The 24,291-nt window shown below is 49.0% G+C and carries 15 protein-coding genes and 1 pseudogene; 10 read left to right on the forward strand and 6 right to left on the reverse strand.

Translation table 11 applies throughout. The features are described from left to right. The first annotated feature begins 251 nt into the window (after window positions 1–251). The gene (locus tag I8U19_RS11490) at window positions 252–2,534 is read left to right on the forward strand and encodes a nitric-oxide reductase large subunit (RefSeq protein WP_198055964.1); all 2,283 of its coding nucleotides are present in this window, start codon (window positions 252–254) and stop codon (window positions 2,532–2,534) included. Window positions 2,535–3,001: 467 nt separating this feature from the next. Here the strand turns inward: I8U19_RS11490 and I8U19_RS11495 are convergent, their stop codons facing one another. The 4 genes and pseudogenes from I8U19_RS11495 to I8U19_RS17875 all read right to left on the reverse strand — a co-directional run. Continuing rightward, on the reverse strand, window positions 3,002–4,246 hold the full coding sequence (locus I8U19_RS11495) for an MFS transporter (protein ID WP_198055965.1): 1,245 nt from the start codon (window positions 4,244–4,246) through the stop codon (window positions 3,002–3,004). A gap of 172 nt (window positions 4,247–4,418) precedes the next feature. Then, window positions 4,419–5,306, reverse strand: coding sequence for a formyltetrahydrofolate deformylase (gene purU, locus I8U19_RS11500; protein ID WP_033099862.1), 888 nt, complete (start codon window positions 5,304–5,306; stop codon window positions 4,419–4,421). A 139-nt stretch (window positions 5,307–5,445) separates the two neighbouring features. After that, window positions 5,446–5,964 carry a suppressor of fused domain protein gene (locus I8U19_RS11505; RefSeq protein WP_160173803.1) on the reverse strand — a complete coding sequence of 173 codons (519 nt, stop codon included), beginning with the start codon at window positions 5,962–5,964 and terminating at the stop codon, window positions 5,446–5,448. 278 nt (window positions 5,965–6,242) lie between these two features. Further along, window positions 6,243–6,365, reverse strand: a pseudogene (locus I8U19_RS17875) (excalibur calcium-binding domain-containing protein); the annotation flags it as partial. A gap of 835 nt (window positions 6,366–7,200) precedes the next feature. On the opposite strand from I8U19_RS17875, the gene I8U19_RS11515 reads away from it, so the two are divergent. Next, window positions 7,201–10,317: an AAA domain-containing protein gene (locus tag I8U19_RS11515; protein WP_198055967.1), complete on the forward strand. Its 3,117-nt coding sequence runs from the start codon at window positions 7,201–7,203 to the stop codon at window positions 10,315–10,317. 16 nt (window positions 10,318–10,333) lie between these two features. Further along, on the forward strand, window positions 10,334–10,705 hold the full coding sequence (locus I8U19_RS11520) for a hypothetical protein (protein ID WP_033099864.1): 372 nt from the start codon (window positions 10,334–10,336) through the stop codon (window positions 10,703–10,705). A 59-nt stretch (window positions 10,706–10,764) separates the two neighbouring features. Here I8U19_RS11520 and dinB read toward each other — a convergent pair whose 3' ends face one another. Next, window positions 10,765–11,808: a DNA polymerase IV gene (gene dinB, locus I8U19_RS11525; protein ID WP_198055968.1), complete on the reverse strand. Its 1,044-nt coding sequence runs from the start codon at window positions 11,806–11,808 to the stop codon at window positions 10,765–10,767. A gap of 136 nt (window positions 11,809–11,944) precedes the next feature. Between dinB and I8U19_RS11530 the strand changes: the two genes are divergently transcribed. Beyond that, on the forward strand, window positions 11,945–12,268 hold the full coding sequence (locus tag I8U19_RS11530) for a YnfA family protein (RefSeq protein ID WP_033099866.1): 324 nt from the start codon (window positions 11,945–11,947) through the stop codon (window positions 12,266–12,268). Between the two features lie 259 nt (window positions 12,269–12,527). On the opposite strand, the gene loaP is transcribed toward I8U19_RS11530, so the two are convergent. Continuing rightward, on the reverse strand, window positions 12,528–13,064 hold the full coding sequence (loaP, locus tag I8U19_RS11535) for an antiterminator LoaP (RefSeq protein WP_198055969.1): 537 nt from the start codon (window positions 13,062–13,064) through the stop codon (window positions 12,528–12,530). Between the two features lie 525 nt (window positions 13,065–13,589). On the opposite strand from loaP, the gene I8U19_RS11540 reads away from it, so the two are divergent. The 6 genes from I8U19_RS11540 to I8U19_RS11565 form a co-directional block, all read left to right on the forward strand. Continuing rightward, entirely contained in the window at window positions 13,590–14,366 is a 777-nt protein-coding gene (locus I8U19_RS11540) for a 4'-phosphopantetheinyl transferase family protein (RefSeq protein ID WP_160173856.1), read from the forward strand. Window positions 14,367–14,470: 104 nt separating this feature from the next. Next, complete coding sequence (fabD, locus tag I8U19_RS11545; RefSeq protein WP_198055970.1) at window positions 14,471–16,786, forward strand: ACP S-malonyltransferase; 2,316 nt, start codon at window positions 14,471–14,473, stop codon at window positions 16,784–16,786. A 186-nt stretch (window positions 16,787–16,972) separates the two neighbouring features. Further along, a complete protein-coding gene (locus I8U19_RS11550; RefSeq protein WP_033101208.1) occupies window positions 16,973–17,218 on the forward strand; it encodes an acyl carrier protein in 246 nt (81 codons plus the stop codon). 23 nt (window positions 17,219–17,241) lie between these two features. Continuing rightward, entirely contained in the window at window positions 17,242–17,883 is a 642-nt protein-coding gene (locus I8U19_RS11555) for an MBL fold metallo-hydrolase (protein WP_370589264.1), read from the forward strand. Between the two features lie 108 nt (window positions 17,884–17,991). After that, the gene (locus tag I8U19_RS11560) at window positions 17,992–18,774 is read left to right on the forward strand and encodes an alpha/beta hydrolase (RefSeq protein ID WP_198055972.1); all 783 of its coding nucleotides are present in this window, start codon (window positions 17,992–17,994) and stop codon (window positions 18,772–18,774) included. Between the two features lie 6 nt (window positions 18,775–18,780). Further along, window positions 18,781–24,291: beta-ketoacyl synthase N-terminal-like domain-containing protein (locus I8U19_RS11565; protein WP_198055973.1), on the forward strand; the 5,511-nt coding region annotated here is incomplete at its 3' end.

The following is a 24,291-nucleotide window of genomic DNA, read 5'->3' on the forward strand; positions in this document are numbered from 1 at the left end:
CGACTGGTCTTCGCAGTTCATCACGAAAATCATCGGCTTTGGATAAGCGTATGCCCGTTTCCGTTTAATCATCATGTGAAATGTTCTCCTTCTTATCCCTTCTTTTATGACAAACTGTGATTGTGCGATAAGCGGGAGCAAATGCATTTGCCTGATGGAATGAGGCAAATTTTGAATAGTGAGCGATATCGCTGCGAAAAATATTCACGAATATCCAAGTTGTCAACTGCAGGTTGATGGAGGTGTAATTAATGAATCTTACCAGGCTTTGGGTAAGTTTGGCACTTGTATTCATCATTTCATTCGCCATTCTCGGGTATTACGGTGGAGAGATTTATCATACAATGCCTCCTATTCCCAAACGAGTGATGACCAGTGCTGGTAACGTGCTGTTTACTGAAAAAGAGATTAAGGACGGTCAAAACGTTTGGCAGTCTATGGGCGGACAGGAAGTTGGAACAGTCTGGGGGCATGGAGCATATGTGGCGCCGGACTGGACTGCTGACTGGTTGCATCGGGAATCCATGTGGATTCTCAACAGATATGCGTTGAATCAATATGGAAAAGCCTACAACGCGCTGGATGATGAAAAAAGAGCGATGCTCAGGACCAGATTGAAAAAAGAAATGAGAACCAACACTTATCATCCGAACACTGGAGACTTGGTGATCTCCCCCATACGGGCGCAGGCAATTGCAGCCACGAGCAAACATTACACTGCCTTATTTGGCAACGATCCAAAACTGGATCATTTGCGTGACGACTACGCCATACCCCGCGGAACAATCAAAGATCCACAGCGGATGAAAGCCCTTAACGCCTTTTTCTTCTGGGCGGCTTGGGCTTGTGCAACCAATCGTCCGGGCAGCAACATTACTTACACGAATAACTGGCCCCATGAACCTTTAATCGGGAATGTGGCAACCGGATCGATGGTGATCTGGTCTGTGGTCAGCTTTGTTCTGCTGCTGGCCGGCATAGGCGCACTGGCTTGGTATTATGCCAAACAAAAACACGTCGAATTGGAAGAGACCTTTCCTGAAAAGGACCCATTGCTCGCCTTGTCGCCGACTCCTTCGATGAAATCAATAGTCAAGTATTTTTGGTTGGTCGCTGTTTTGATGGTCGTTCAGGTTGGCCTTGGAGCGATCACTGCCCATTATCAGGTGGAAGGAGCGGGTTTCTACGGAATTCCGATTGCAAAATGGATCCCTTACTCCTTAACGCGTACGTGGCACACCCAATTGGCGATTTTTTGGATTGCAACTGCTTGGATTGCAACCGGATTGTTTGTGGCTCCGGCAGTCTCCGGTCGTGAACCAAAATACCAACGTTTTTTTGTAAACTTTCTTTTTGTAAGTTTGTTGATTATTGTTGTCGGTTCAATGGTCGGACAGTGGTTTGCAATACGGCAACGTCTTGGATTGAATACAAACTTCTGGTTTGGACATCAGGGGTATGAATATACAGACCTCGGACGATTCTGGCAATTGTTCCTGGCCGTCGGACTTTTCCTCTGGTTGTTCCTGATGGCACGCGGGATTTGGCCTGCGCTGAGAAAGAAAAAAGACGACAGGCATCTGCTCATTCTGTTTTTGATTGCCTCCACCGCGATTCCTGTGTTTTATGTTCCGGCACTGATGTGGGGACAGCATACTCATTTGGCAATTGCCGAGTACTGGCGTTGGTGGGTGGTGCATCTGTGGGTAGAAGGGTTTTTTGAAGTATTTGCAACTGTGGTGATCGCCTTTCTGTTCACACGTATGGGATTGTTGCGAGTCTCAACGGCCACCGCTTCCGTTCTTTTTTCGACGATTATCTTTTTATTCGGTGGAATCATCGGCACGTTCCACCATTTATATTTCAGCGGAACGCCTATCGGAGTTTTGGCTTTCGGGGCCACTTTCAGTGCACTTGAGGTAGTTCCGTTGGTATTGATTGGTTTTGAGGCATATGAGAATTTGACCCTTTCCCGTGCCCGTCCCTGGGTAACGGCATACAAGTGGCCGATTTACTACTTTGTGGCCGTTGCTTTTTGGAACCTTGTGGGCGCCGGATTATTCGGATTTTTTATCAATCCTCCGATTGCGCTTTACTTTATGCAAGGACTCAACACCACACCCGTGCACGGACATACGGCACTGTTCGGGGTGTACGGCATGTTGGGAATAGGGCTTATGCTGTTTTGTTTGCGGGGATTGACCAAACAACGCGTGTGGAAAACAAAGGCTCTCGCTTTCTCGTTCTGGGCGATCAATATCGGGCTGGCATTGATGGTTCTGCTGAGTCTGATCCCGATCGGCTTGATGCAGACATTGGCAAGCGTGGAACACGGCACCTGGTATGCCCGTTCGGCCGAATTCATGTCACGGGGCATCATTCACAAGTTCGTATGGCTTCGGATAATCGGGGACACCGTATTTACGATTGGTGTGCTGGTACTCGGCTGGTTTATTCTCGGGTTAAAAACCGGGTGGTCTCTTACCGGTGAACAACTGCACTTTGGCAAGAAAAACGAGATTGATGCAAAATAGCCATTTGCACATGTTACAGCCGGTGCATAATTCGCTCTCCCGCATATTCGGTGAAGGTATCCCCAATCCGAAGTGCGAGAGAGCCTTTTCATTCCGGCGGTTGATTTCTTTATCTGTAAAACCGGGGAACGACTGTACATGCAAAAGTTTACATGCACTTACAGCGGTCGTAGCCAAAATCAACAACGATCCATAATTCCCTAAGTGAAATAGTTGGCTCAATACCTTGGAAAAACTAATAACAAATGCCATTTATACATTACAAATAGTTGTACTTCCCAAATAATGAAACCTGTGATGAAAGCATGAAAAAGCGTTTTACGGATGGGATAAAAAACAGCGAATATCGCCCCTCCCAACAACGTCATCTGCCACACATTATATAGATTCCCAACCCATATTACGCAGCCGGCGAGTAGAAAAATGAAAGAAGATTTGCTCCAGTCCATTTTTATTTACCCCATTCATCACACGGTTTCCATCTCTGTACTTTCCTTCTTGTTAACCTGAAAACGACGGACAAAGGGAAACAGAAACACAATAACTGCCGAGATCATTTCCAGCAAACCTGCATACAAAAAGATTGATTGCGGTCCGGTCCATTTCATTGCCCAACCTGCCAAAGCTTGAGAAATAGGCTGAGAACCGGTCATTACCAATATCATCACGCTTAAAACGCGTCCAAACATTTTTCTGGGAATAATTGAATGGTTGACGCTCGGCGCAATCACGTTAACCGCTGTTTCCTGGAAACCGATCAGCATAAAGAGAAAGATCACAAGCCAAAAACGATCCACAAAACTTACCAAAAGTAAAATTACTCCTTGAAAAAAACAGGTGTACAACGTCATAACCGGTCGGGGATTGGTAATCATGATGACGGAAAAGAGCAACGCGCCAATAAAGCCACCAATACTGATCGCCGTAGTCATCCATCCGAACCCTAACACACCAAAACCCAAATTCTTCGCGAGAAAAGGAATGCTAACATTGATTGTACTCACGGCGGCATTGGCAAAAAGCGCAAAAACCGCCATGGTAAAAATAATGGGAGTCGTTATAAAGTATCGAATTCCTTCTACAAAACTAGACCATAGTTTTTCTTTCGGTTCTTTGTCTTTCTCCTGTACCTCCCGAAACCTTGTCCCCATCAACAGAAGCCCGGATATAATAAAAGCAACTCCGTTTAATGCAATAGCCGAAACACCTCCTGTGAATTTGACAAACCATGCGCCAATGGCGGGACCTATCACAGCGGATATTTGTGTTGCAATGGTCAGAACGCTAAGAGATTGACTGTAGTATTTTTTTTCTACGATCTGAATCCGGCAAGTAATGGCGGCCGGTTCTGAAAGGGCATCCACCATGCCGAAGACAATACCCATTATGTAAAATACCCAAAGGGGGGGAGAACCTTGAAGTCTAATCAGAATGAAGAGAAACATGATTCCCCCTCTGATCCAATCCGACGCGATCAACAAGTTCTTGGCCTTGAATCGGTCGACAATCACACCACTGAACAGGATGAATATCAATTTGGACATACCCAACAAAAAGAGATAGGTACCCACCACCGCGGAAGATCCAGTGGATTCAACGAGCATCCACGTCAACAAGATAGTAAAAATGGCCCCACTGAGTGAGGACACCCAAATGGAACTTAAATAAAACAGAAAATTAATGTTTCTGAATATACTCCAATCAATATTCATTTTATACCCCTCCCTTCATCTGTAGTGATTCGGTAATAACCGCTGAAAAAATTCAGCCAAATTCAACGGAGCTTTCTTCCTGAATTTGCCGATAAAATGCAGACTATCCTTAAGGAGGCAACCTTTTTCCGTTGTCACAAAAAAAGTGAGCCGAAGCCCACTCAATCCGGTGCTAACGAAACACGATGGTTTTGTTTCCGTGCACCAGGACTTGATCATTTAAATGCCATTGCACTGCCCGGGCCAGTACCATTCGTTCCACGTCTCTGCCGATTCGTTTTAAATCTTCAACTTGATGTCGATGGTCAACCCGCTGTACATCCTGTTCGATGATGGGGCCTTGATCCAGTTCCTCCGTGACATAATGAGCGGTGGCTCCGATGATTTTAACTCCCCGGTCATAAGCCTGGTGATACGGCTTCCCTCCTGCAAAAGCGGGGAGGAAAGAGTGATGGATGTTAATGATTTGATTTTGGTAGCGGTCGATGATGTCCGGGGGAATGATCTGCATATAACGGGCGAGAACAATGGTGTCGATTCGCCCTTTTTCCAACAGTTCCAGATGAATGCGGGTGGCATGGTCACGGTTTTCTTTGCTGAACGGGACATGGTAATACGGGATTCCGAACGGTGCGACAATCGCTTCCATGTTCGGGTGATTGCTGATCACCATGGCAATGTCCGCGTATAATTCGCCGATGCTCCAGCGCCAGAGGATTTCGCGCAAACAGTGATCTTCTTTGGAAACGAACACGGCCATTTTTTGTTTTTTGGCGGCAGGGGTGATTCGCCAGTTCATGTCAAACGAATTGGCAATTGGCGAAAATCGTTCGCGCAAGGTTTCGATTTGCCGTGTCAAATTCGGCAACTGGAACTCGACACGCATGAAAAAGAACCCGCCTTCGGGATCAGTGGTGTATTGATGCGAATCGACAATATTGGCCCCTTGTTCATGTAAAAAACGTGATACGGCAGCAATGATGCCGGGGCGGTCGGAACAGGAGATTAAAAGCCTTCCCAGTTTTTCTCTGGATGGATGTGTTTCTGTGACTGCGTGCATGTAACGTGACTCCTTCAAGATTCATTTATGTACCGGAGGGATGAATAATGGCTCAGTAATGTTTTAGGCGGTATTGTACTATATATTTCCTTTTGTGTCGAGAAGATCTTTCATTTCCCTGAAGGAAGCCGGTCGCTTCTCAGACGACGGAATTCCGATCAAGAGAGGACAGATGATGGGAGCCTTGTTCCCGGAATAACTGAGCCAATCTTTTTCTCCCGACGGCACCCTTTTCCAAAATGTATTGCAGTTCTTGTGACGTGAGTATTTTGATGCTTACCAAGCGAATGTCACCGGCCGGTCCCGTTATACTGGTCGGGATTTGCTCAGACTCAAGCCCGAGCAGGATGCCCACGCGCCCTTCCTCATCTCTGAAAGGCTCCGGCACATCGATATGTGAAAACTCCATCGAAAGAGTGCCATACTCCTCCAACAACGCTTTTACGCCCCCATGGTTGGCGAAGTTTTGCGCGACTTCATATACAAGCTGAAATTGCCATGTTTTTTTAAGATCGGCGATATTCTTTCGCAAGGCGGGATCATCCGATTCAAGGTAACACTCCAGCGAAAATCCCTGGTTTGGCTCTTCCATGTCATCAAACGGATCAGACAAACCGTCACTGGCCAAAATCACGGTATCAGGAGTTTCGATTTTCACAAAAGCTTGTCTCAACGCAGGCCATGCGGGACCTCCCAAAAAAGCCGGGTTCACGATATGTGTCAACACATCCGGATCCAACGTTCCGATCTTTTCCCAAAAGTGATATCGGGTTTTAATGGTTTGATCGAACAGATTTGTATTGATGGTGCATTTCCCCCCCTAAAAGAAGCATTGAGTCGAGAGCGGGATCGTATTTAAGATGGCTTTCTGTTGCGAGATCGGTCATGAAAAGGAGACTTCCTGCCATATCAGTGGAAGTCCCTCTTTCTTTTCATCTATTCGCAGGCAATCCCGTCTCCGTCCCGGTCAAGTTTTTTTGCGTATCCGGGCTCTCCTTCATATATTGGTGCGGCCCCTGCTGCACGCGCAGCGGAACAGTTTGGATAATAGACTGAGGAAGAACTTTTCTTCGTTGCAGTCGGGTGATTGTCTGAAGCGGAAGAGCTATGCAGGGAAGTTTGCTGTTTTTTCTCCTCAGATGCTTTTGCTTCGTTTTCCTTTTGGGTTATTTCCGCTTGCAGTTTCTTTTTTTCTTCCTCGCAAGATTTCAGTTTCGCTTCTAGATCCTGCTTATTCTTTTGCAATGCAGAAATTTGTTGTTGCTGTTGTTTTAGTTGTTCATTCGTTTTTTTCAATTGTTGTTTCGTACTCTCCAATTCGGCTTCAATCTGAGCTTTGGCAGGGTCTTGATCTGCTTTTGTCTGTGTGGGGGAAAGAATGGCGATCAGGATGAAACAGAGAAACACCAGGGCGACATTCCACAACCGTTTTCCAAGGCTGAATTTTTTGTACGCGATTTTCTTATGCAGGCGTGTTGGATATACGATCCCCACAATTGCAAAAAGCAAAAGCAGACAGAGTAGAAAGATGACCAGGAACATAAGGCAGAGGTGTCCTCCTTCATCTGCAATGAAATTGATACTGAGGAAATCCGTTGTCACCAATGTAGAGGGAGACGATTATTAGGATACATACCTTATTTTAATAATAATAGTCAAAAATAGAATAGCATTATTTTTTACATAAAACAATCTTATTGGAAAAATTACGAATAAAAACGTTAACCCCTGAGGAAAGGGATTTTGTGAAAAATTTTCGGGAAGGGAAATAAAATATTTCGATTTCACTAAATAAATTTTATAATGAGGAAAGATTTATTAAATTACCAGTTACAGTCGATTATACAAAAATATTTTATTAAAGGGGGTAGACCATGGGAAAGAACAAGATGTCTTGCGTTATTATTTTCGCTGTTTTCGCGACGACGGTTTATCCAGCAAATTGGGGGAAGGGGTGAATCTGAGCTATCAGGAGATGGAAAGGGGGATTGTATCGGAAGAATTCCTCCGGCGTTTGCTCAAATCCGGGAAATTGGAGGAAGGAGAGATTGAATACCATGTTTGTCCGGTTGTGCTGATGCATGAGAAGGATAAGTTTCAGACTGTTGCGCCCCTTTATATACCAGCCTGCATCAAGGATGGACGTTTCTTCCCCATTTCCCATCGCCCGCCCTATATTTCCCGCGAATATCTCTCCCCGTCTTCGGAAGACAAGGTTGCGGTGGGATCGGTGGAAAAGATGGATCGTTATGTGATGAAACATCCTTATATGGCCCAGGATCATTGGGAAGAAGCCTGGCACTATGCCGAAGAGATGTTTCGAGCAGTAACGGGAAGCACAATGCGAACATTCGCGATTAAAGGGTATGCGCGCAGTGAAACGGGCCGGGTAATCCCGCTCCCGGAAAAACCGCAGGGCAGTGCAATTGAGAGTGCGTATCAAGAGCTGCTGTCGCAAGATCGCCTTCCTGTATTGCTGAAGGAATATCTCTCATTGGAAGTTCGGGAAAAAGTGCCGTTGTTATCTGCAGAAGCGGGGGCGGACAAACATTTGGGACAGATGAACGGAGTTTTTCCCCTGTCGGATGGGCAACGGGAGTCGTTACACCATTTGTTCTCCATTGAAAACGGAGAGATTTTGGCTGTCAATGGTCCGCCGGGAACGGGAAAGACGACGCTGATCCAGAACGTGGTGGCCTCTTTGTGGGTGGAAGCCGCGCTTCAGGAGAAAGAGCCTCCGATTATCGTGGCCGCTTCGACCAACAATCAGGCGGTTACCAATATTCTCGAGTCGTTTGCCAAAGAGGGGATGTTGTCGGAAAGTCACTCTTCCGAATGGATGGAGAAGATCAAGAAGTTACGCGGAAGGTGGCTTCCGGACGTAAAAAGTTATGGTATTTATTTTCCCAGCTCGGATAAAGCCAAAAAGTTGCAGGAAAAAGGCCATGACTATCAAATCGTAAGGTTCAATGGCGAGAATTTCATGGAGGGCCTGGAGGAGCGGTGGAAATTTCATGAATTGAAAAATAAGTTTATCGAGCGCTATCAGCAATTTGCCAAGCGTTCTGCTCACTCTATCAAAGAAATAAGGGCGCATTTGCATGAGGAGCTGAAGAAAACCCATCAGGCGATTCTGGACGGCATGGAGCTGGCCCGGAAGCTGGAAGACGGACGGAAACAGTTGCACGCGGAATTTGAAGGCTCCTTGGAGACACTTCAGAAACGGGAACAGGAATGGAAAGAGCTGCTGGAAGAGAAAGACCGTTTGCTGGATCAAACTGAAGCGCTAAAACAGGCCTGGAGGGCATTCCGGCGTAAAGAGCCGTTGATCTGGAAGATTCTTTCGCTTTTCACTTCAGTGGAAGAAAAGCGGGAAGGGCGTAATCGGGAATTTATTGCGCAATGGAGGGAAAAGGCACCATTTGTGTTTTCTTCTTTCTCTACTTCGTCGATCGAGCAGTCGATTGTTCATTATCACGACGAAGTGCGAAAAGACTGGGAAGAGACGAGTGCCTGTTTGCAAAAGGCAAAGGCCCTTCTTCATACGTTAAACGAGGGGAAAAAAGAGTTCAATCGGTGGTTGGGGGCGTTTGGCAGAACTGGAACAGACGATTTGCCGGATCTGGGGTCTGTATTGCGTGAGTTGGATCGGACGTTGCGTTATGAAGCTTTTCTGTTGGCGACTCATTATTGGGAAGCAAGATGGCTGGAAGAGGTGGAAGGACTGCCCCGGCTGGAGCAGATAAGGGAAAAACGCCCAACGCCTAAAGAACGCCGAATCGAATTGTACCATCGCTATGCCAAACTGGCGCCCTGTTTTGTCTCAACCTTACATATGTTGCCGCAAATCATGAGCGTGTGGCAAAAAGATCCGCTTGCGTATGAGAAGAATAAGGGGAAAACCGAATACTTGTTTGAAGTGATCGATCTTTTGATCATCGATGAAGCGGGACAAGTGGCTCCGCAAATTGCGGCCCCTTCGTTTGCGTTAGCCAGAAAAGCGCTGGTGGTTGGGGACACTCTCCAAATTGAGCCTGTGGTTTCATTGCCATCCGCCGTTGATGTCGGGAATTTGCTCGGGTTCAAGGTGATGAAGGATCTCTCGCAACTGGAGGACATGGAAGCGAAGGGAATCACTGCTGCAAAGGGAAATGTGATGAAAATCGCCCAACGCCGCAGCAAATATCAGAAGAACGAACTGGCGGGCGGGATGTTTTTGGCCGAACATCGCCGCTGTGTGCCGGAGATCATCGGGTTTTGCAATTCTCTCGCTTATGATAACAACCTGATTGCGGCCCGTCCAAATGAACATAAGTACGATTTCCTGCCGCATATGGGCTATGCCGATATCGAGGGGCAGGCCGAAGCGGACGGCACGAGCAAATTTAACGTCATGGAAGCGGAAGCGATTGCTTCCTGGCTGAAACGGAACAAAGAAAAGATCCTTGATCGGGCCAATCGGAAGGCTGGTTCGAAAAGAGAGCTGGGGGAAATTGTGGGGATTGTGACCCCGTTCCGATACCAGTCGACGTTGATTAAAGCGTTTTTGAGTGAATGCGGAATTGAGGGGATTACGGTTGGAACATTGCATGCCCTGCAGGGAGCAGAAAGGGATATCATCCTTTTTTCGGCGGTGGATACTTCGGCCAAGGGAAATGCTTTTTATGACCGGAAACCCAATATGCTAAACGTAGCTGTCTCCAGGGCGAAAGATAGCTTTATCGTTTTTGCCAACTGGAAGAAGTTTGGCCGGGTGAATCACCTTCCTTCGGGGAAATTGCGGTCGTTTATTCCGGAAGAAAATAAGGTCTATGAACAAAAAGACGAAAAACCGGTTGAGCAATTGCTGCGTCAGATGGCAAACCGGAACAGCCATTGTTCTGAAAAATGGAATAAAGGGGAACACAAGATTATCCAGCAGATCATTCATATCCATGAAAACCGGGGACAAGTGATTATCAACAAGGATCAAAGCAAAGTGGAAGTGGTCCAAAATCAATCCGGTTCTTGACGGGAGGAAACTTTTGATGGGGAAAGACGGAATTCACATTGATCAAAATCATGGACAACTGATTATCAACAAAGGCGGGAAAAACTCGATTGTCCAAAACAATTACCTGCAACACCAGCGAAATGAATGGGACGTGTTAGAGCGGAAACTGCGGCAACTGATTGAAACGCTGGAAAAGACCGATGAGTTAAATGAAGATAAGAAGGTTGAGTATCTGGCAACGTTATATGGTCCGCAAAAAATGGTGGAAGCAGGAAAATGCACGAAAGGCATACTTGAGCATCTCAATCAGAAGCTGAATGAGATGAGCGGGATAATCGCGGCCGGCGGGACCTTGGGAGGAATGATCAGCGCCGTGATGCAAACGGTGGATACGTTATTGAAATAGGACGTTTCAGACCGATCGGATGCAAAAACGATCGGTCTTTTTGCATCCGCCTTATATTTTTAACCTAAAGGCAATGAGAGTTGTTCGTACGTTTCAGCCGATGCCCGTACAAAATTGGAAAAACCGACTCCGACCAAGCGGACGCCGGGGGTGTAGTCAAATGCCGCGAGCAGTTCTTCCAGGATTTCCGACCAGTCGGGGGCAGGCTGGGCCGTTGTTTGCTGTTTGGAACGCAGGGTGAAGTCAGCATACTTGATTTTCAGGGTGAGCGTTTGCGGGGTGATGCCGGAACCGTTGAGATCGAGCTGCACTTTCGTCAACAGTTCCCGGGCGATCCGGGCGATGGCCTCCTTGTCGAACAGATCTTCAGGCAGTGTGATCTCCCGGCTGTGAGACTTGCGTGGGCGGTTGGGGGAGATCTCGCGATCATCCTTTCCTCTGGCCCGGTCGTACAAAGCATAGCCAAACCTGCCGAACATCCGGACCACCTCATCCAGGGACAAACGCCAAAAATCGGAGATGGTCGTCACCCCGATGTTCATCAGCCGTTCCTGCGATTTTTTTCCGATGCCGTTAAGGGCGCCGACCGGCAGATCCTTTAATATGGCCAATGCTTGCTCCGGCCGTATGATCACAAATGCATCCGGCTTTTTTAAATCACTGGCAATCTTGGCCATCGACTTGTTGTAGGAAAGGCCGATGCTGCAAGTGAGTCCCGTCTCCGCCTGAATCCGCCGCTTGATTTCACGGGCGACGGGAACCGCGTTTTCATAATGGGAGAGATCGAGGTAAGCTTCATCCAATCCCACTGTTTCAAAACAGTCGCTGTAAGCGGTATAGATGCGACGGACTTCCGCCGATTTTTCTCTGTATCGCTCAAATCTCGCCGGCAAAAAAATGCCGTCCGGGCACCGCTTGCGGGCCATGGCGGTTGGCATGGCTGACCGGATTCCATATGCCCGTGCTTCATAACTGCAGGTGGCCACGACGCCGCGTTTTCCCCTGCCGCCGACAATGACCGGTTTTCCCCGCAACGCCGGGTCATCCAGTTGTTCCACGCTGGCGAAAAACGCATCGAGATCCAGATGTAAAATCTTTTTCATCGTTGGCTCACCTTTCATGCAAACATACATTCTTATCTCTATTATCGGCAGAATCAGTGGGGAATTCAACTAAAATCTCTGTTACAATGTGTATTGATTGGCAAAAATCGATTTTGATTCAGAAGGGGTAGACACGTTGCAAGCGATCTTGCTTTTTCTGTTGGCTGGTTTGTTTGAAATCGGTGGAGGGTATCTGGTCTGGCTGTGGTTGAGAGAGGGCAAACCTCTTTATTGGGGTATTTTTGGCGGGATTGTTTTGGCGTTGTACGGAGTCGTGGCCACTTTGCAGTCGTTTCCTTCCTTTGGGAGAGTGTATGCCGCTTACGGCGGGGTTTTTATTGTTCTTTCTGTTTTATGGGGCTGGGTGATCGACAAGAAAACACCCGATCTTTACGATTGGATTGGTGCCGTTATTTGTTTATTCGGTGCGGCCATCATGTTGTGGGGGCCGCGAAATTGAATCCGGCGAAGTAATCGGCTGAAAAGACAAGTAATCACCCCCTCTCCATGACTGAATTCGGGCCATGCCGACTGCTGGGGAGAAATAACAAAGAATCAAAACAATGGAATCCAATTGCCGAAAAAAATTTGGGTTGCTTCAATATTCGAGTTTGTACTGTGAGTACGGCAAAAATTCAATGATGGCGTAAACCGGTTCAAGTTCGGGCTGAAATGAACTAAGTCCGGCAATGACCGGAAACGGCATCACAAGGCTTCCGTCAGGAATTCGATTTGGCTATGATTTCGACCCCCACATCGATCATTTTTTCGGTACCCATAAAGTTCAGGAGGATTTTCGCTCTTTTTTTGCGTTTATCCACTTTTTTGATTATCCCTTCCATCCCCTTCAGCGGCCCTGATTGAACGAAGACTCTCGAGTTTTCCACATAAATTTTCGAATAATCGACGACTTCATCATTGCCGATCAGCTTCAGGATCGGGGAAATTTCCTCTTCATCAATCGTTGAATAATAGGCCTCGTCGTCTTTTGAATGATGCGTTCTGTTACCCAGGATGCGATAACATTTGGGGATTTTTTTGATTTTGTAAAAAAGATCTGCGTTCATTTTGGTTTTAATGAGCACATAACCAGGAAACATTTTTTTGAGAACGTGATAAATTTTGCCCAGCTTTTTTTCGGGGACCCTTCTCTTGGGGACAAACGCAGAAAGCGTAGATTCATCAAAATGCAGGTGAAGCAGCTTTTTCACAGTTTCCTCTTGACCGGTTTCTACAAAAAGTGCATACCAGTTCATTCAGTAATCCTCCCGGAGTGAAATTGTTTTTGCACTGGAATTTGCAACTTTCAGTTTCAACCAAATCACAGACGGGGAAAGATAAAGCTGGGAACAAGGAAAGTGGCAATCAGTCAAACGACGTTGGAACGGAACAAGACTAGGAAATAAAGCGGGCCCTTGCCATCCGGCCCTTTATACATAATAATCATAAGAGATTGACAAATAATAGATTTATGAATAGTATGATAGTATCATATCTGAAAATAATTTGAAAGTATTTAAGTGTTAAAAGTTACTTCAGGAAATGGATTTACCTCCTTATGCACCTGAGAGAATTCAATCGTTGTTTCGGCACGTTGGAGGATCTTGGGGAACATACGAAACGGTTATGGTAGTGTGTATGCATACAGACGAACGGGGAGAAGTGTGTCTTCAGGCACTTTTATGGCTTGACGAATTAAAATCCGACAGGTGATGGGAGAGGAGCGGAGGGATGATGATCGCAGACAAAGGGGAAAAAAGGCCGGCGGGGAGTCTGAAACCATGATGGCAAGTGATTTGCCGGAAACATGGACGGCGGAGTTAATTTTAAAAGGAATGGATAGAAATTATATGGCCGGTCTGTGCCTGTGTTATTCCCGTCGGATGATGGCATATATGCAGACGGTGAAATTCCTCCAAGCAAAAGAAAGGGAATATTTTGACACCCTTCAGTTTGAACGGAGAATCAAAAGCTATCTCGCCGGGAGATATGCAGGAAAAAGAGCGGTTTCGTTCCTGATTGGAGAAGAAAAGCCGGAACGGGTTTTAATTGAACATGGAATTTTTCATCAGCCAGTCGCCGTTTATCCGGGTTCGTCGAAGGTTCAAGTGAGCATCACCCATTGTGACGATCTCGGAGCGGCGATTGCTTTTCCGGAAGCAGTGCCGATGGGGATTGATATAGAGAGAATTTGCCCTGAGAAAAAAGATGTACTGGAAAGGCAATTGACTGTCAGGGAACAGGACCTCGCCAAATCGATTCCGTTTGCTTATGAAACGGCCCTCACTCTTTTCTGGACTGTGAAAGAAAGTATGTCGAAAGTGTTGAAGACGGGGCTGACCTCTTCTGTTGGAATTTTTTTAATAGAAAAAACAGAAATCAACGATCGTGTGATTGTCAGCCATTTTGTCCATTTTCCGCAGTATTGCGCGGCTTCTTTCATTTTTGAGCCTTATATTTGTTCCATCGCTTATCCGAAGAGAGCCGTATGGGAGACCGGAATGGTCAGGGATCTGCTGGACGATCTTTCCGGTTTGTTAAAGGGAGGGAGAGTGTAAAGCACTAGAGTGTCGGGGGAGGATGGAATGCGGAATTACATAGGAGTTTGAAAAGAAATCCGGTGCTCGTTGCCTCTGGATCAAGCAAAGGGGAGGAAAATGGAATGACCGTTTATGTATTTCCCGGACAGGGAGCCCAGAGCAAAGGAATGGGAGGAACATTATTTGATGAATTCCCCGCATTGACGAAGGTGGCGGATGAGATTCTGGGATACTCCATTAAAGAATTGTGTCTGGAAGATTCGGAAGGAAAATTGGGCTTTACCGAGTTTACGCAGCCGGCGTTGTTTACAGTCAATGCCCTTCATTATTTGAAAAAGATGAAGGAGACCGGCGGGAAACCCGATTATGTGGCCGGACACAGTCTGGGGGAATACAATGCGCTGTTTGCCGCGGGTGTATTTGATTTTGAGACCGGTTTGACATTGGTGAAAAAAAGAGGGGAGTTGATGGGCCGTTGTACGGGAGGCGGCATGGCGGCGGTCATCGGCCTGAAAGAGGCGGAGATTGCGGAAGTTTTGTCGGGGAACGGCTTGGACCGCCTGGATATTGCCAATCTCAATTCACCGACCCAGATTGTCATTTCCGGCCCGACCGAGGAGCTTAAACGGGCGCAGGCGATTTTCGGGCAAATGGAAAAGGTGCGGATGTTTGTCCCCTTAAAAACGAGTGGCGCTTTTCATTCGCGGTATATGAAGGAGATCAAAGCGGAGTTTGCCTCCTTTTTAAACGGCTTTACGCTGTTTGCACCGGCCATTCCCGTCATTTCCAATGTGAGTGCAAGGCCCTATGGTGCGGACATAAAGCAAAAGCTGATCGAGCAAATTGACCATCCTGTCAGATGGACGGAAAGCATTCAATATTTGATGGGAGCAGGAGAAACGGACTTTGAGGAAGTGGGGCCGGGCAATGTGCTCAAAGGCTTGATTCGGCGCATTCAAAGAGAAGCGGAGCCTTTGAAAGTGGAGGAAAAAGAGCAAACGGTTGCCGGGGAGCTTTTGCCAGTCCCCGCAAAAAGCGCGGCAGCGGCAGATGAACCGGCTTCGTTCCGCATCACGGCCTCATCTTTGGGAAGCGCTTCGTTTAAGCGGGATTACAACCTGAAATACGCTTATCTCACCGGCGGCATGTATCGGGGGATCGCCTCGAAGGAATTGGTCGTGAGAGTGGGCAAGGCGGGAATGATGGGATTCTTCGGCAGCGGGGGATTGCAGCTGAATGAAATCGAAGAGGCGATTCTGGCGATCCAGAGAGAACTGAACAAGGGAGAGGCCTACGGATTCAATCTCGTTCACCAGCTGGCCGACCCGGCAAAGGAAGAAGCGAGCGTCCAATTGTTTTTAAGGCACAATGTGCCTGTGATCGAAGCTTCCGCCTTTCTCAGCATCACGCCCGCACTTGTTCTCTATCGCGCCAAGGGTGTTACGAGGGCCGTTGATGGCTCCGTGAAGTGCCAAAATAAAATCATTGCCAAAGTTTCGCGCCCGGAAGTGGCGGAAGCGTTTTTAAGTCCGGCCCCGGAACGCATCGTTGACAAGTTGCTCAGCGAAGGAAAAATCACCCGGCAGGAAGCGGATATGCTGAAACAAGTGCCGATGGCCGATGATTTGACCGTTGAAGCCGATTCCGGCGGGCATACTGATGGCGGCGCGGCTTATGCTCTGCTGCCGGCCATTTTGAAATTGCGGGACCGCCTTGTGGCCAAGTATGGGTATGCCAAGGAGATTCGCGTAGGAGCAGCCGGAGGGATCGGTTCGCCTGAAGCTGCGGCTGCCGCGTTTACGATGGGGGCGGACTATATCCTGACAGGTTCGATCAATCAATGTACGGTGGAAGCGAAGACAAGCCATGCAGTGAAAGATCTGTTGGAGAAAATGAATGTGCAGGATACGGAATATGCTCCGGCCGGGGATTTGTTTGAATTGGGCGCCAAGATTCAGGTTTTGAAAAAAGGGGTGTTTTTTCCCGCACGCGCCAATAAATTGTTTGATTTGTACCGGCACCATGACTCGTGGGATGAGATCGATGCCCAGGTGCGCAAGCAAATTGAGGAAAAATATTTCAAGCGCACTTTTGAGGAAGTTTATGAAATTGTAAAAGGCCATTATTCTCCCGGGGAATTGCAAAAGGCAGAGATGAACCCCAAGCAAAAGATGGCCATGATTTTCAAATGGTATTTTCACTACAGCAATCAGCTCGCTCTCAACGGCAGTGAAGAATCCAGAGTCGATTACCAAATCCATTGCGGTCCTGCGCTGGGATCGTTTAATCAGTGGGTCAAAGGCACACCGCTGGAAAATTGGCGAAACCGGCATGTGGATGAAATCGGCATCCGTCTGCTGGACGAAACCGCCCGGGTTTTAACCGAACGATTCGGTAGGCTTTTTTCCGCTTCTGCCGTGCAGGAGGCGCTGATCTGAAGCATTTACCCGGATGTGTGTTGGACAAATACCGGATTGGATGGAGGGGTTTTGGAAAACGAGGGGTTTTTGCCTGCTGATCCAAAGGCCGGCAAGAGCCCGGTACATAAAAATTTCCTCCAATATCTTTGCAATGTCATGAAATCTGCGATCTTTAATTGACCTTTTGCCCAAGGGGGAAGAAAGATGAAAAGAGAGGATATTTTCGCAATCATCACACAACACGCGCGCGAGGTGGTTCCGGAACTGGAGCATCATGCCTTTCGGCCGGATGACCGTTTGGCGGATTTGGGTGCCAACTCCGTGGACCGCGCTGAGATCATTATGCTGACGTTGGAATCGCTCTCTTTGCAGATCCCGCTCGTTGAATTGTCAGAAGCCCGGAACATTGGCGGTTTGGCTGATATTCTCTTTGAAAAACTGAATGGATGATTTATGAACTGTATCCGTTGAGAATGAGTTACAGTTTTTTCATCAATTACAGTTATCTGATCGTCGAGCCTGAGAGCAGGCAGGCGATCGTGATTGATCCGGCATGGGAATTAAATAAGATCACGGAGCAGCTTGAAAGGACAAAAGCGGATCTCCGGGCGATCCTGTTGACTCATTCTCACCATGATCATGTCAATCTGGTTCCCCCCTTGCTGGAGCGGGCCCAACCGGATGTGTTCATGTCCAGGGCGGAGATCGAAGTTTCCGGCTTTCGTTGCCCGCAACTGCACGCACTGGAAGACGGTGACCGGCTTTCTTTGCGGCAGATGGAGTTGCACTGTCTGCTTACGCCCGGACACACGGCCGGCAGCATGTGTTTTTGGCTTGAAGACAGCCTGTTTACCGGTGATACCCTTTTTGCGGAAGGATGTGGCGCCTGCCATTTGCCGGGCGGTTCTGCGGAGGATCTGTATGTCAGCATTCAGAAGCTCAAGGCGGCGATATCCGATCACGTCCGCATTTATCCCGGACATTCCTTCGGCCAGCCGCCGGGACAGACGATGAAACATCTCCGCGAGCATAACATTTATCTGCAATTGAATCGCAAACATTTTATCAGTTTCCGAATGAGAAAAAACCAGAAAGGCCTGTTTGATTTTCGCTAGCATTCCATAGCGGATTTCGTCAGTGTGCGAAGTTTGCCCGGGCATTGATCCCGTCCTGTTTTTTTGCCTGAAAAACCCGGGCAAAAGATGAAGGAAAAGGAGTTATTTATGAAGCTGGAAGTGATTTGTGAAATCCCCGGGCAGGGTGCGAAAACCGTCCCGCTGTTGTTCGTGCACGGGGCCAATCACGGAGCCTGGTGCTGGAAGGAGCATTTCCTTCCTTTTTTTCGTTCCCGGGGTTTTCCGTCGTATGCGCTCAGTCTGCGGGGGCACGGCCGGAGCGAGGGCCGTGAAAGCCTCGATTTTTTTTCTCTTGACGATTACAAGGATGATGTGTATCGCGTCATGCTTTCCTTAAAACAGAAACCGGTTCTCATCGGTCATTCCATGGGAGGGGCAGTGGTGCAAAAACTGTTGCACCAATATCCGGAGCAGATCGAGGCGGCAGTCTTGCTGGCTTCTGTTCCGCCGGGCGGGATGCTTTGGGATTTTTTGCGTCTGCTGTTTACCCGCACCGGGGAATTTCGCCGACTCTCATTGTTCAACAGGGGCAAAACCGATGTTTTTCCGGTCGATTTGTTTCTGTCTGACAAGGCGACGGAGCAGGAGAAAAAGGCGCTCAACCGGAAGTTGCAACCTGAATCGTTCAAGGCGAGCAGAGAATGTCTGATGCGGGTGGTGCCCAGGAAGACGGTCGCCAAGGTTCCCCTGTTGATCATCGGGTCAGACCGGGATCAAATGATTTCCAAAAAGACGACTTTGTCCCTTGGACGTTTTTATCAGTCGGAACCGGTGATTTTTTCGGATATGGGCCATGATCTGATGCTGGAAGCGGATTGGAGAGAGGTTGCCGAACAAATCCTTGCTTTTTTAAACAGAAACAAGGAGTGAGGAAAGATGGAGCGCAGGCTGGGGACAATTGCACAGATTAAAGAGAGGTTGGTTCAGGAATTTTTGCAAGTGGCCGGTGAACAGGCGGAACCGGTTGATTTGGATAAAAGTTTTATGGAGATGGGCATGAACTCCATCATGGCAGTCGATTTTGTGGAAGCGGTGAATCGCAGCCTGGGAATTGATTTAGGGGTTGAAGTGGTTTTCGATTACAGAGGAATTCCGGAATTGGCCGAGCATATTGCCGACCGTTACATGACGGAAGAAGTGGGATCAGGCCCCGAAATGGCAACCATCGACGAAGAGACCTCATCCGATATTGCCATTATCGGTATTTCCGGGAAATTCGCCGGTTCGGAAAACCTGGAGGAATTTTGGGCCCACCTGAGGGCGGGTGATTGCTGCATAGAGGAAATCCGCCGGCCCGGTTGGACGGAGAAGGATTATTACCATCCCGATCCCGCCCGCAAAAATCGATCTGTGAGTAAATGGGGCGGGCTTCTGAAACAGATCGACCGGTTCGATGCCGCCTTTTTTGATATTTCGCCTGCGGAAGCGGAACGAATGGATCCGCAGCATCGATTATTCCTGGAAGAAGCATATAAGGCTTTTGAAGATGCCCATTATCCCGTCGAAAAATTATCAGGAAAAAAAGTCGGGGTTTTTGTCGGCGGACGGCCGTCGGACTACAGAGCAGGGCTGTGGGACAGAGGGGTCGATGCACAAACATTTTGGGGCAATGAAATGTCGATGCTCGCTTCGCGCATTTCTTACTTTTTCAATTTCAAGGGCCCCAGTCTTACGGTGGATACTGCCTGTTCCTCTTCTCTGGTAGCCATCCATCTGGCTTGTGAGAGCATTCGCAAGGGTGAGTCGGAAATGGCTTTGGCCGGCGGGGTTTTTGTGGCAAGCACACCGGAATTTTTTGTCCTTTCTTCACAGGCTGGTTTGTTGTCTCCCGATGGTCAGTGCAAAACGTTTGATCCCGAAGCAAACGGCATGGTTTTGGGCGAAGGAGTGGGTGCAGCCGTTTTGAAGCGGCTCGATGCGGCAGTCCGGGACGGTGATCCGATCTACGGCGTGATCAAGGGGTCTGCCGTGAATCAGGCCGGCCGGACCAACGGAGTGACCTCGCCCAGTGCTGCTTCACAAAAGGAATTGATCATCGATGCATATACAAAGTCGGGGATCGATCCGGAAACGATCGGTTACATCGAAGTGCACGGAACCGGGACGAAGCTCGGGGACCTTATCGAGTTGAAGGCATTGACTGAAGCATTTCGCATGTTTACGGATAAATCCTGGTTTTGTGTGATCGGATCGCATAAACCCAACATCGGTCACACCGCCCTGGCCGCTGGCATGGCCGGCTTGTTCAAGATATTACTGTCCATGAAACACGGGGAAATCCCGCCCACCCTCTACGCGGGGAAAAGAGAGAAAAGGAGTGGAGAAGAAACCCCGTTTTGGATCAGCACAAAGCGGCAGGAATGGAAACGGAGCGGGGATGTTCCTCTGAGGGCAGGGCTCAGTGCTCTCGGATCCAACGGGACAAACGCCCACCTGATTATTGAGGAACCCCCGGCACGGGACGTGAACGGGGAGACGGAGGGGCCATCGCCCGGACGGCCTTATTATCTGTTTCCGTTTTCGGCCAAGAGCAAAGAAGCCCTGGAGCAAAAAATGGCCGATATGGTCAGCTGGCTTGAGCGGAAAGGGGATGACTACGCGACGGAGGATGTGGCGAAATCATTATTTTTTGGCCGAAGCCATTTTTCGGTTCGGTGCGCTGTGATTGCCGCAGATTTGGCCGAACTGAAGCAAAAATTGGATGAAATCAAACGGATCGGAACAGCGCAGGATTATGTATGGCAGCGGAAAAAGCCTTCATTTCAGCCGGAACCGAAACAAATCGCCCGCGGAGAGCGGCTGATCAGGGAACTGGCAGAAAATCCGGATCTGCCCCCGGAGCAATATCAGGAGCACCTGACGGCTCTCTCCCGTTTATATGTGCAGGGTTATGACCTGGATTGGTCCGGATTGTTTTCCGACAAGAAGAGCCGTCCCGTGCCGCTGCCGGCCTATCCGTTTCACCGGAAACGTTTTTGGCATTCCGGGATTCCGCACGTTCCCGAGGCCAAACACGGTCTGCAAATGAGTGAAATGGACGGGCTGCTTTGCAAGCTGCTGTTTATGCAACTGGAGTCACTGGGACTGTTTGAGGGAAACCGTCTCGATTTGTCCCGATTGAAAGCCAGGGTGGCAAATTTATACGGCAAATGGCTTGAGCAAAGTCTGGTCTTTTTGACGCGGCATCATTATCTGAAAGCAGATGGGGATGACGGGTATGTGGTCAACCCCGATCGGGTCACTCGCGATGGATGGAATGAGTGGGAACGTCAAAAAGAACGGTGGTTGTCATCCCCCGATACGAAGGCACAGGCGGTTTTGGTCGAGCGAACGCTTCGGAACCTGCCGCAAATTCTTACGGGCAAGGTACCGGCGACCGATATCCTCTTTCCCGATTCCTCGATGGATTTGGTCGAAGGAATCTATCGCAACAATGCGGTTGCCGATTATTTCAATGAGATTGTTGCGCAAAAAGTGGAGGATGCCATCCGCGACCGGGTAAATCAGAATCCTGCTGCGCGCATCCGCATCATTGAAATCGGGGCGGGGACCGGTGGAACAAGTATCAGCGTTTTGCAGAAGCTGAAGCCTTACCGGGAGCATATTCAGGAATATTGCTATACCGACATTTCCAAAGCTTTTTTATTGTATGCGGAAAAAGCATTTGGCAGGCAGTACCCTTACCTGACTTATGCCACTTATGACGCAGAAGCTCCGGCTGCCGGACAGGGAATTGAGACCGGAGTCTATGATGTGGCCATCGCGACCAATGTCCTGCATGCGACGAGGGATATTGCCCGCACTTTGCGCCGGGTCAAGGCTGTTCTCAAGAAGGACGGATTATTGGTTTTAAACGAGATCAGCAGCCATTCCCTGTTTCTCCATTTAACCTTCGGTCTGTTGCAGGGCTGGTGGCTGTATGAGGATGAAACGTTGCGCCTTCCCGGAGGGCCTGCGGTTCCCCCGGCGATTTGGAAGCATGTATTGGAGCGGGAAGGATTTGAAAATGTGCATTTTCCGGCGCAGAAGGCCCATCCCTGGGGGCAGCAGATCATCATTGCCGAAAGCGACGGGAAGGTCCGGCAAGAGGCACGGCGGCAAGCGAAGCCGGTTTCACTGCCGGAGAAGGGAGATGCATCCGGTGAAGCGGATGTTACCGCACATGGATGGACCGTAAATGATCAAAAGCTGGAAGCGGCGGTTCAGTCATTGATCGTCGATCATTTAGCCGGGGCATTGTCTGTGGATCCTGAAGAGATCGATTTTGATTCGGCATTTCGCGATTACGGCGTCGATTCTATTACCGGCATTAAACTGGTCCAAGCGATTAATCAGGAATATTTCCTGGAATTGGCGACGACCATTCTGTTTGATTACAGTTCAGTCAACCTGCTCACCCGATATCTGCTGGCCAATTTCAAAGATGCGATTGCGGATGCATTGGGCCGGAGCGAACCGGAGCGCGTTTGCCGCGAATATGATCCGGGGGATGATTCCGGGGCCGTGAGAGAGCTGCCGAAGCTAGAGGAACGGCGTGCTGGGGAAACGGGAGTCATAAGCGGGAAAGTCCCGATCGCCATCATCGGCGTCAGCGGGAGATTTGCCAAATCCAAAAATGTGCGTGATTTGTGGAAGCATTTGTCTGAGGGGACGAATCTCATTGAAAGGGCGTCCCGGTGGCGTCAGGAGAATAAGGGAGAGCCGGAAGTTTGGGAATACGGCGGTTTTATCGAAGATATCGACCAGTTTGATCCGCTCTTTTTCAACATTTCCGGAATGGAAGCTGCTTCGATGGACCCGCAACAGCGCCTTTTCCTGGAAGAGTGCTGGAATGCTCTGGAGGATGCAGGTTATGCCGGTGCGAAAATTCAGGGTTGCCGCTGCGGGGTTTATGTGGGTTGCAGTGGGGGGGATTATCAGCAGTTGCTGAATGACGATTCTCCTCCTCAGGCGTTTTGGGGCAATTTGAGCTCGGTCATTCCCGCCCGCATTGCCTATTATTTGAACCTTCAGGGACCGGCAATTGCGGTGGATACGGCTTGTTCCAGTTCACTGGTGGCCGTGCATCTGGCCTGCCAGGGACTGTGGACCGGGGAAACGGAGATGGCGCTGGCCGGAGGCGTGTCGATTCAATGCACGCCGGATTTATACAGGACGGAGCATCGGGCGGGGATGTTGTCTCCCACTGGGCAGTGCTATACGTTTGATGAACGGGCCAACGGATTTGTCCCCGGCGAAGGTGTTGGCGTGGTGGTTCTGAAACGCTTGGAGGACGCCCTTGCGGACGGGGATTACATTTACGGAGTGATCCGCGGTTCGGCGATCAATCAGGACGGCACGACCAACGGGATCACCGCCCCCAGCCAGCGTTCTCAGGAACGTCTGGAGCGCTTTGTCTATGACCAGTTTGGCATCAACCCGGAAGAGATTCAGATGGTGGAGGCACATGGAACCGGAACCAAACTGGGCGACCCGATCGAATTTCAGGCGTTGACGCAAGCGTTTCGATCCTATACGGACAAAAAGGAATATTGCGCGATCGGTTCCATTAAGACCAATATCGGGCATGCGCAAATGGCAGCGGGGATCGCCGGTCTCATCAAAATCCTGCTTGCCCTGAAGCATAAGCAAATCCCGCCTTCTCTTCATTTCAGGAAAGGCAATGCCAATATTTCATTTAAAGACAGCCCGTTTTTTGTCAATACGCAGCTGAGAGACTGGAAAGTTGAGCCCGGAGTCAAGCGTCGGGCGGCCATCAGCTCCTTTGGCGTGAGCGGAACTAACGCCCATATGGTAATTGAGGAAGCGCCGGAGGTCAGAAGGCAGCACCCGGACAAGCCCGGTTATCTGCTCGTTCTGTCGGCACGTTCTGAGGAGGAGTTGCGGAAACAGGCGGGCCAACTCATCGACCATTGCAAGGAAGAAGACAAGACGGATTGCGGAAATATGTGCTATACCCTGTTGGTCGGCCGACAGCATTTTAAACATCGCCTGGCCTGTGTGGTGCGTGATTTGGACGATGCTGTTGAACAATTGGAGCAATGGCTGAACCGGAAATCCGGTTCCACCGTATTCTCGATGGAAACGGATGGGAAGCACAGGGAGCTGCCGGCACTGAAGAAGTTCGGCAACCACTGCATCCGCGCCTGTCAGGATTTGGACGGGGATGCTGACTATCTGGAGAATTTGGCCACTGTGGCCGAGCTTTACGTTCAGGGATATGAACTGGATTATGAAGGGCTGTTTGCGGACGGGCAATACAGCCGTGTTCCTCTGCCCACCTATCCGTTTGCCCGGGAACGTTACTGGGTTCCTGAAGCGAAAACCGCTGCCCCTGTCCCGGCGGAGACGATGGCGGCGGCAGAAACAGAACCTGCCGGAAATGCA

This window comes from Thermoactinomyces sp. CICC 10523, assembly GCF_016055105.1.
Taxonomy (GTDB): Bacteria; Bacillota; Bacilli; order Thermoactinomycetales; family Thermoactinomycetaceae; genus Thermoactinomyces_A; species Thermoactinomyces_A daqus.